The sequence below is a fragment of the Mesorhizobium sp. P5_C1 genome (assembly GCF_054049815.1).
On sequence record NZ_JBFULQ010000997.1, the window covers coordinates 1 to 1253 of the forward strand.

The window sequence follows — 1253 nt, forward strand, 5'->3', positions numbered from 1 at the left end:
GATTCGTCCACATGAGACGGCAATGCGCGCACGCGCAGAGGCTTAAGAGACCCGCGTTGGGACTCTTCGTGCCAGGCGGAACTAGGAGCGCACTTCATGGAACAAACGGCGCGGTGGCATCCAGCCTTCTTGGCACTGAGAGGCGCTTCCATCGGTCGTCAGAAACTCCCGGCTGAGCGGCGCTACAAATTGTCGATGTCGATCACTAACGCTAAGCTTCTGCCTTACATTCGTCGGTTCCTGGCGCTCGAAGCCAATCGCAAAGAATAGGGTACGGTGATCAGCACCACAATGCTCAGTTCGGCGCGAGCGGTCGGACTTTCATCGGCCCCTTTCGCCCATTTCAGCCTGCCCGCCGGAATGCGGCTGTGCGGAGGAAATCCGGTATGTCTTGCTGAGAAACACGCTGGCCAGGAGCGCCATTAAAACGCCGCCGCCTGGTGCGGCCAGAAGAGCCACGCTCCAGCCGTACAAGGGGGCGAGGACAGCAAAAGTGACGAGCTCACCGACTATTGCCAACATCAGGACGAAAATCATAGCTGGTTCCGTGAAATCATACGCGGAAAAACCAAGGCACTAGGTTCCTGAAGAACTGGTCAAGGCGCCGTTGTCCAAGCCGCCGCCCAGCCCGCAGTAATTCTGAGCACACTGCGACAATAGTTTTCCAAGGTAGGCCCTGCCAGCAATAATAGCTAGCGCCGCAGACAGTTCATTGACGCCGATCAGCGCCCCCGCATCCAACTTCGGCAGGCTTTAGAACGTTCGCTCGCACTACGATAAACGAACCGCGCAAGTGGCGGGTGACATTAGCCCTCCCTTCGCCGCCTGGTCAAGGTAGCGGACGCCGCCGCACCACATTTTCGCCCGCGGCAAACTCCTTCGGAAGGGCGACCCGTCTTTACGCTGGCGGACGACCACATGTCCGATCCCGATGATCTTCCATTCGCCTATCCGGAGATAGTGGCGAATGTGGCTGTGGTGCTCCTTTCATGAGGGTCAGAGCACAGAACCTTGACGTTCTCGCCTTCAATCTCGTCGGCTCCCCGAGCGGAACACCCATGAACCGTTCGGCGTGCTGGCGGTTCGCGAGGCAATCTATCTTGGTGGCCAGCGCGAGCCTCTCGTTCTCCCGCTCTACAGCTGCTGAGAAAACCCGCCTCGCGAACCTCGGACGGCCTGGAACATAATCTGCCGGTCTCATCTCTGGCAAATCGCCGGAACACGCGAACGACTTCGCCGGCGCAGGATAAGAT

1 protein-coding gene is annotated in these 1253 nt (G+C 58.8%); it reads right to left on the reverse strand.

The window, feature by feature from the left end; translation table 11 throughout:
- Window positions 1-321 precede the first annotated feature (321 nt).
- Window positions 322-537, reverse strand: coding sequence for a hypothetical protein (locus ACXJ7R_RS33335; protein ID WP_457155511.1), 216 nt, complete (start codon window positions 535-537; stop codon window positions 322-324).
- Between the last annotated feature and the right edge of the window lie 716 nt (window positions 538-1253).

Bases quoted from the DNA above. Each gene is read 5' to 3' on its own strand.
- ACXJ7R_RS33335 (WP_457155511.1), bottom strand. From the start codon at position 537: ATGATTTTCGTCCTGATGTTGGCAATAGTCGGTGAGCTCGTCACTTTT.